The 7,564-nt window shown below is 55.1% G+C and carries 7 protein-coding genes and 1 pseudogene; 4 read left to right on the top strand and 4 right to left on the bottom strand.

All coding sequences use genetic code 11. The annotated features are described in order from the left end of the window. On the top strand, nucleotides 1-239 hold a 239-nt coding region (locus tag QMX98_RS30060; RefSeq protein ID WP_282411841.1), incomplete at its 5' end, for a hypothetical protein. Here the strand turns inward: QMX98_RS30060 and QMX98_RS30055 are convergent. Then, nucleotides 236-898, bottom strand: a complete 663-nt coding sequence (locus QMX98_RS30055) for an SMI1/KNR4 family protein (RefSeq protein ID WP_221106337.1) — start codon at nucleotides 896-898, stop codon at nucleotides 236-238. The two genes, QMX98_RS30060 and QMX98_RS30055, sit on opposite strands and share 4 nt — an antisense overlap. Nucleotides 899-1,238: 340 nt before the next feature. Next, entirely contained in the window at nucleotides 1,239-2,711 is a 1,473-nt protein-coding gene (locus tag QMX98_RS30050) for a hypothetical protein (RefSeq protein WP_282411840.1), read from the bottom strand. Between the two features lie 127 nt (nucleotides 2,712-2,838). Here QMX98_RS30050 and QMX98_RS30045 point away from each other — a divergent pair, with 127 nt between their 5' ends. Then, nucleotides 2,839-3,261, top strand: a complete 423-nt coding sequence (locus tag QMX98_RS30045) for a hypothetical protein (protein WP_282411839.1) — start codon at nucleotides 2,839-2,841, stop codon at nucleotides 3,259-3,261. Between the two features lie 53 nt (nucleotides 3,262-3,314). On the opposite strand, the gene QMX98_RS30040 is transcribed toward QMX98_RS30045, so the two are convergent. Both QMX98_RS30040 and QMX98_RS30035 read right to left on the bottom strand, forming a co-directional pair. Beyond that, nucleotides 3,315-3,608 (bottom strand): fructose-bisphosphate aldolase, encoded by a 294-nt coding sequence (locus QMX98_RS30040; RefSeq protein ID WP_282411838.1) that lies wholly within the window; start codon nucleotides 3,606-3,608, stop codon nucleotides 3,315-3,317. 677 nt (nucleotides 3,609-4,285) lie between these two features. Beyond that, nucleotides 4,286-5,587 carry a cation:dicarboxylase symporter family transporter gene (locus QMX98_RS30035; RefSeq protein WP_145308313.1) on the bottom strand — a complete coding sequence of 434 codons (1,302 nt, stop codon included), beginning with the start codon at nucleotides 5,585-5,587 and terminating at the stop codon, nucleotides 4,286-4,288. A 258-nt stretch (nucleotides 5,588-5,845) separates the two neighbouring features. Here QMX98_RS30035 and QMX98_RS30030 point away from each other — a divergent pair, with 258 nt between their 5' ends. Both QMX98_RS30030 and QMX98_RS30025 read left to right on the top strand, forming a co-directional pair. Further along, nucleotides 5,846-7,249 (top strand): MmgE/PrpD family protein, encoded by a 1,404-nt coding sequence (locus QMX98_RS30030; RefSeq protein WP_282411837.1) that lies wholly within the window; start codon nucleotides 5,846-5,848, stop codon nucleotides 7,247-7,249. Between the two features lie 181 nt (nucleotides 7,250-7,430). Continuing rightward, nucleotides 7,431-7,564: pseudogene (locus QMX98_RS30025) on the top strand (TetR/AcrR family transcriptional regulator); the annotation flags it as partial.

Raw genomic sequence — 7,564 nt, 5'->3', positions numbered from 1 at the left:
CATACACAGCCTTCGTAGAATCGACGTGGGTTAGTTTTATGAAGTCGCCTTTGGAAAGTGTCATAGCTGTCTTTAATGCCTCCTACCGATCAGGTAAAAACCTCGTTCGAGTGACTGCTTCTGGCCGATCGGTGCCTTTAAAAGAGGGCCGAGTGCTACTCATTGCGGCCATTCACGGCAGTCATTTATTGGCCAAAACTTGCCCATTTTTAGGCCCCGAGCACGAAATGGACAATTAGCGCATCCAGGCACGAAGAGCTTCGAACTCAATTGGGCTCGGATGGCGCAGTCGGGCGGCTAAAGATTCCTCTTCGTCTTGAGAAATGAAAGCTTTGACAATTTTCGGGATACTTCGAGGCCCTGCCTGGTAGTTCATGGCAACACACTGTCGACTGAAAATAGCCTCAAGAAGTGCATAATCTGCGGGTAGCAGAGCCGTTTGGATCAATGCCACTTCACTTTTCAGTGCAACACTGAAGTCTGCTTTAGGTGGTAGCCTAGACAGATCTCTAGCGACGCGCACGTATTCCCTTGTCACGAACGAAGAGATATCGGCATGGGCAAGTGGAGATGGCTGTGCAAAATGAAGTACCTGAGCAATCCCCGAAGCGCCGTTTTCCAATCTAACCACGCAATAAGGCTCACCGCCGCCTGTAGCCGCAAAGGGAAGAAAGGTTCGACCTTGCTGGTCATCAGGATTAAGCCACTCATTGATTTCTCGCTCGGCCTCTTCGGCATCAAGCCATATAAAATCTTCAAGGCTACTCAGTGCGGCCGTCGCTGGATGCGTATGCGCTATTCCCATGAGAGTCGCGAGGCGTTCAGGAAACTGAATGTCTATATTGCGCGCAAGCCTTTGAAAGTCCTCTACAACCGCAACGTCTTTTCCATAATTCAAAGTGACAGGCTCTCCGCATCGGTAGCAGGGCGTTTGAAGTTTCGGAATTCATCTCAGCTTTCCGGCCGTTTTCAAAACGCATCTTAGGCTGTTTATGCGAGTCCCAAAAGGCGAGAGGTTGCGGACTGGCTGGCGGTGCCAATCACTCTGAATAGAATGTCCGCCTCTGGCCGTGCTCTGCCGATCATGGTTACAAAGTGTGCTTGTCAAATCCGATGCAATCGGTGATCAGAACCAATGCAAATGATTGGTCAAGTCGAACGCAAGCGGGCGGTCAAATGGAGCGCAATTTCGCACGAGCAAGGGTAGCGCTGCAAAAAATGCAAAAAGGCCGGGCCACTCAAGATTCCACCACCTCAATTGTCCATTCGCCCAGCACGTTCTTCGTGACGTATTGGAACGGCACAAACATTCCATACGCCTCGAGGTAGACGTAAATGTCGGTGCTGTATTGGTAAGTATCTTTTATGCAGCTGAGTACCTTGGCAGTCCCGGTCAAACTCGGGTGATACGTGCTCGCAGGTTTCTGCGACTGCACCTCACAGCTGTATCTGTCGTCGACGGGCACCAGGGCTCTGGGACCTTTCCCGCCGTTAGTGTATTGAAGCCGCATTTCTTGCGCCGTGTATCGCAGGAGTGCGCCGACCGGCATGTGCGCCCAATCGCCCTCGAAGTTGAGGTTCGTCAGCGCCTTATCCTCAATCGTTATCTCACCTGCACGACTGCTGAATTGACTTTCAGCCAGGACAATCAGGCCTCGGAACGTGGCTTTGGCCCACTGACCGCGTCGGTCTTCATAACGCTCCGTCAGTTGATTACCCGTCTTGCCTGAAAGGTATGTCGAGTCACGCCCGTTGAGCCGCACGCCTTCATCTGAATACTGCCTTGGCTGGGAGTTATCCCTGAACACCCGGCGTAGGTGCTGAATGCTTTTCTCCGGTTTGGGCATGTTCAATGCCTCGATGGCTTTCAACACCGGGGCGGCAACGACGGGGGCCGGTAATTCGAAAGGCGACTGCTCACGCCCTTCAAATTGAGTGTATTGGTCTAGCGATTGCGGTTTGCCGCAGGCCACTTGAACCAGCTGACGCTCATCGGCGCTGAGGCTTTGCGAGCCGATGGCTTTAAGATCTGTCTGCATGCTTCCAGCGAGTACACGACTCTGAGTATCAAGGTAAAAACGGCTTAACGCGGTCAGTTGTTGCAGGGCGCAGTTGGCCGTCCACCGCTGGCGTACCTGCCCATACAAGGCGTTTTTGCCGGGCATCAACATCTCGCCGGGCAGTACGCGGGCCGTCCAGAAAGTCACCTCATCACCTGTTACTTTCAGGCTGCTGCGGTCGATCATCTGCCAATCCTGATGCTCGGGTGCGGAGAACACGCGCCATTGAGGAGGTGCTGTCTGGGCACACACCTGCTTCAACTGCGCACTTTGCAGGTACCGGCTTTTTTGTTCAGCAGGCAATTGTCGGGAGTCTTCCGAACGCCCTCGCGGGTTGGCGGCGAATAGCGACATTCCCGCTTTGCTGCGGTAAGCCATCTGCGCATCGGGCTGGCTGCAGTGGGCGTCGAAACGGGCCAGATAATGGAGTTCCGGACTTGGGGACGAAGTCACTAGATAGGTGATCCGATCACCCTCGCGCACGATCGAGTTCGGTTCGGGTGTTTCGAACAGCACACTGTTGAAAACCGCAAAACCCGGCTGGGCCTCAGGTGTTGTAACTTGAGCGGGTTTTGTTGCTTGGCATCCAGAGAGGATCACGGCAACGGTCAGCAGTGAAACAAAGCTGGAAGGGCGGGACGTGGCATCCATGCGGGTGTACTTCATTGAAAGAGTGATGGCATATTAACATGAGCACTGGCCGCCCAATAGGACGTCGCTTGTACCGACTAAGGCATCTGGATTTCAGGGCTGCGACTCAAATTATGGAGAGACAAAGTTGACTGGACAGGTTTTGAAGTCGAAGTTGGTCAATTTTCTGGTGGCCGATGCCGAGGTGAATTACGACAACGTGGACGATTTGTATTCCATGGCCGAGGCAGGGGATGTGGACGCGTTGGGCGATGTGCTGGAGGCCTTCAAGGAAGCATACGGAGGACTTTGGGTCGGCGGGAAGATGGAGCTGACGCAAAAAATGGTTCGTTTGAGTGCCAATGCCATGAACCGCCTCGTTCAGGACGGGACGCTGGATATTGAGCTCCCACTGGCATTCATCCGAAAGGTCACTATTGAAGGCGGGTTCATGACGAAGATCATCCGTCTGGATACCGGCGCTGGCAGCGTTAAATTCCGGTGTTTTGGTGCGAAGGATGTCGCCGCGCAGATAGAGAAGACAATTCACTCGTCAACTCGACAGGCCTGAACAAAACAAAAAACCCGCAACTCAGTGCGGGTTTTTTTACGACTCAACTTTGATCACTGACTCTTGGGTACATCAAACCCACGCTGCTCAATCACCCGAAACACATCGCTCACATCCTGGACCATGATCCGGGCGATGTTGGTGACGGTGTTGATGTCGTGTTCGGCATAGTCGGGGAGGCTGGTGCAGGCCATGAGGTTGAGGTATTTGAGGACGGCGTTGAGGCGTTCGCTGAGGCAGTTGTGGAGTTCGCGCAGTGGGGCGTCGTAGTCGATGAGCAGGACGGGGTAGTCAGTAGCGAGTTGAGACATGGGGGTGAAGCGGCGGGGCGGATTGTTTGTTGGCATTGGATAAGATTCTTTATTAAAGGAATGAACCGCCACCTTTTTTGCTGCGAAACAAAATGGGTGGCAACTGTGCGCGGGTTCGCAGACCAGGAAGAATCAAACCCGGCAGACTCGAAAGTCTCCCACGCACAGCCGCCATAAACTGCGACACAGGCGAAGCTCGCCTGGGTGTCTTATGACGGTGCCGGCTGATTCTATTCTGTAGGGCTGCGAAACCCAATCGCTAACTGCGGTCAGCGACGGGTCGAATATAGGCGGCGATTTTGGTGCCTGCAAACGGGTGTGTAGGACCAAAATCGTTACTTTGTGGCTGATGGCGGATCCTGCATTCAGCTGAATAACAGTCGGGAAATCAGAACGTGTTTAATGCCAGCTGAACCGTGCGTGCCGGATTTGCGGCTGCTGTGCAGCCGAACGCAGGCTTCGCCAGCGGCTACGGGATGTAGGCATGTTTAAAATGTTGTCGGATTTTGGGGCTGCTTCGCCGCCCAGCGGGAGCAAGCTCCCTCGCCACAGGTTGTGGTTTCCTACGTGAAATTCGGACGTCGAGATTCATAGATTGTACAAAGCAGCCCTAGCTTTCGGCTGTGCCGACTCGCATTGCCGGTTGAATGCTGATTCAAGCGATGAGTGCCGCCCTTACGGCACTCTCGTCGGTCAAGCATCTTGGCCCGTCATCAAAGCGCCGCGTTAGGCATCCGGCCAAGAGCACGTTCATATTCAACCTGTGCCGTCTGCTCGGAAAACTCCCCGGCCCATCTCGACACCACGACCGTAGCGACACTATTCCCAATGGTGTTGCAGAGTGCGTTAGCCATCGACATAAACCGATACACTCCAAAAATCAGCGCCAGTCCTTCAACCGGTAACACGCCGATGGCGCTTACTGTCGCGGCGAAGACCACAAAGCTGCCGCCATTCACGGTTGCCGCGCCTTTGGAGGTCAGCAGCATGACGGCAAGTATTCCCAGCTGCTCGTCCCAGCTCAGTGGCACGCCGTAGGCGTTGGCAATGAACAGCACGCAGAGTGACATGTAGATCGATGTGCCATCCAGGTTGAACGCATACCCGGTGGGCAGCACCAGGCCGACGCTTTGTTTGGAACAGCCAAACTTTTCAAGTTTTTGCAGCAGGCGCGGCAGGACGCTTTCCGAAGAGGCGGTCCCCAGGACGATGAGGATTTCATCCTTGATGTACTTCATAAATCGCCAAAGGCTGAACCCGGACAGTCGGCATATCGCGCCCAGGATGATGAGGATAAAGAAGGCGACCACCACATAGAACATCAGCACCAGGTTGGCCAATGACATCAGTACCGCGCTGCCGTTGCTGCCGACGGCATAGGCCACGGAACCGAAGGCGCCGAGTGGGGCAAGTTTCATGATCAGGTTAATGAATTCGAAGAAGCATTCGGAGATCCGATGCAATCCGTCTTCAATGAAGTTGCGACGTTCCGGTTTAAGAGCCAGCAGAGCGAAACCAAACACCACCGAGATAACCAGCACCTGGAGCATTTGCCCGCCGGAGAACGCACCGACGAAGTTGTCCGGAAAGATGCTGTAAATAAACTCCATGGTCGATGCCGGAGCGTGGGCTTTGGCGACGGCCGCGTTGGCTGCCGCTGTTGCCGCGCTATTTGGGTGGGCGCCGTGCATGTTGGCGCCGATATCCAGCAAGTTGCCCCACAAGAGACCAATGGCCAAGGCGAGGGTGGAAACCACCTCGAAATAAATAATTGCTCTCATGCCGACTTTGCCGACGCGTTTGATATCGCCTGCCGAGGCGATGCCCTGGACCACCGTGAAAAACACCAAGGGCGCCACGGCGGTCTTGATCAGTTTGAGAAAGAGGTCGCCAAGCATTTTGAATTTGACAGCCAGTTCCGGCGCGAGGAAGCCTAAAGCGATACCCAGCCCCATGGCGACGACTACCTGGAACGTGAGGTTTTTATAGATGGGCTTCTTTTCTTTGGTGGACATGTCTGTGGCCTCGTTGTTGTTATTGTCGAGTAGTGACGAGGGGGATTACAGAAGTAACCCATGCCGCAGACAAACGAGTTTTTGGCCTTTTGTTGTTGAGGAAAAATCAAGCCTGAGACGTTTTAGACGGGAGTGGTATGCATTGATTTTTGATCAAGCGAATCGGGACTTTATCTCGCTTGAGCTGACCTGAACCCTGTTTGACGATCACCGGAAACGTGGACAAAACAAGAACGCGACATTCCGGTTGAGGACGTTATGGGAAATACAAACAAGAACATCACCCTTGAGTTGGCGTCTTTGGTCGTCAGCCTCCGGTTGGAGGATATTCCCCCGCAGGTGTTGCGCATTGCCCGCCAGGCTGTACTCGACTGGCTGGGCGTCACCGTGGCCGGCGCCGATGATTCCGTTTCGCAGACGCTGGCCGGGCTCATGGTGTCGGAGGGCGGCCATCCTCGCTGCTCGCTGGTAGGTCAGGTGGATCGCCTTCCTGCTTCGGCGGCAGCGCTGGTCAATGGTATGGCGTCCCATGCGCTTGACTACGATGACGTCAATTTTTCCATTCCGGGACATGCCACCGCGCCGGTGCTGGCAGCGGCGCTGGCGCTGGGTGAAGACCTCCAGGCCAGTGGTGCACAACTGCTGGAGGCGTTTGTTGCCGGTTATGAAACCTCGTGCCGCGTCGGTCAATTGGTCGCCCCCAATCATTATGCGAAAGGTTTTCATGCGACGGCAACGATGGGCTGTTTCGGGGCGGCTGCCGCAGCATCTCGCTTGCTCGGCCTCGACGCGCAAACGACCGCACGGGCCTTGGGCATTGCATCGACGCGTGCGGCAGGGCTGAAAGCGGCGTTCGGGTCTTCGTGCAAGGCGCTGCAGGTTGGAGAGGCTGCACGCAGTGGGCTGGTGGCTGCGCTGCTGGCGCACAGAGGCGTGGATGTTTCCGAGGATATGATCGGTCATCGCCTCGGGTTCGCACGGACGCACTCGAGCAACATGGCCGTGCATTGCGCGCTGAGAACACCCCGCTATGTAGCCGATTTTGCTGTCGAGACCACAGACGCCGCACCGGCCTATGGCTTTCATCTGGAAACCAATCTCTTCAAATATCACAACACTTGCTACGAAACCCATTCGGCCATTGAAAGTGCGCTTTACCTGGTTCGTACTGAAGCCATGAAAGTTTCCGACATCGTTGCGATTGATATTCGCGTAAACCCTCATTGCGACGACATCTGCAACATCGCCAGGCCTGCCACGCCGATGCAGGCCAGGTTTAGCCTCAAGCACACGGTAGCGATGGCGTTGCTCGGCAAAAACACCGCTGACCCCAAGGCCTTTAATGAGCTGAGCGTGGTGGATCCGCAGGTGTTGGCTTTGCAGGGGTTGGCGCAGGTGATTCTGGACCCGGCATTGCGAGTGCCGGAAACGACTGTAGGGATCACATTGCGAGACGGACGGAAACTGGAGCGCCGGCATGATTCAAGTCAGCCGGAAACGGACCTCGGCGCGCAACAAGAGCGGCTCATACAAAAGTTTCGGTCGCTGTGCGAAGGGCGTCTTCCTTTTTCCACGATTGTAGAACTGGAGCGGACGGTCGCGCGGCTGGAGTCGCTGGCTGACGTTGGAGAGCTGGTACGGCCCTTTGGAAGTCGTCGTTAATCGGGATATATGATCAGGGCGAGGTCTTCATTTCTGGTGAAGTCTGGCCGATGCCCCCTCTTGAAAATAATTCCAGTGTCCACCGTCGTCTAAAAAATGTACGTTGATGTACATTTTATGTACGCCTTGCACGCAGCCGCGTACAGTTGCCGGGACATCAGATATCAAAGAGGAAGCCAAAATGCCGCAGGCAGGAAAGACGCGAATCAAGGCGCAAGAAGCGGGTTGGCGTGGCTCCGTCAATGGCTGGCTGGACGCGGCTTACGATGCGCTGAAGGAGTCCGGTGTGGACGCCGTGCGGGTGATGCCGTTGGC

It is taken from the genome of Pseudomonas sp. PS02303 (genome assembly GCF_029959925.1).
GTDB lineage: Bacteria > Pseudomonadota > Gammaproteobacteria > Pseudomonadales > Pseudomonadaceae > Aquipseudomonas > Aquipseudomonas mandelii.
Note: the sequence above shows the minus strand (reverse complement) of the source record. Positions and strands in the feature narration are given on the sequence as shown.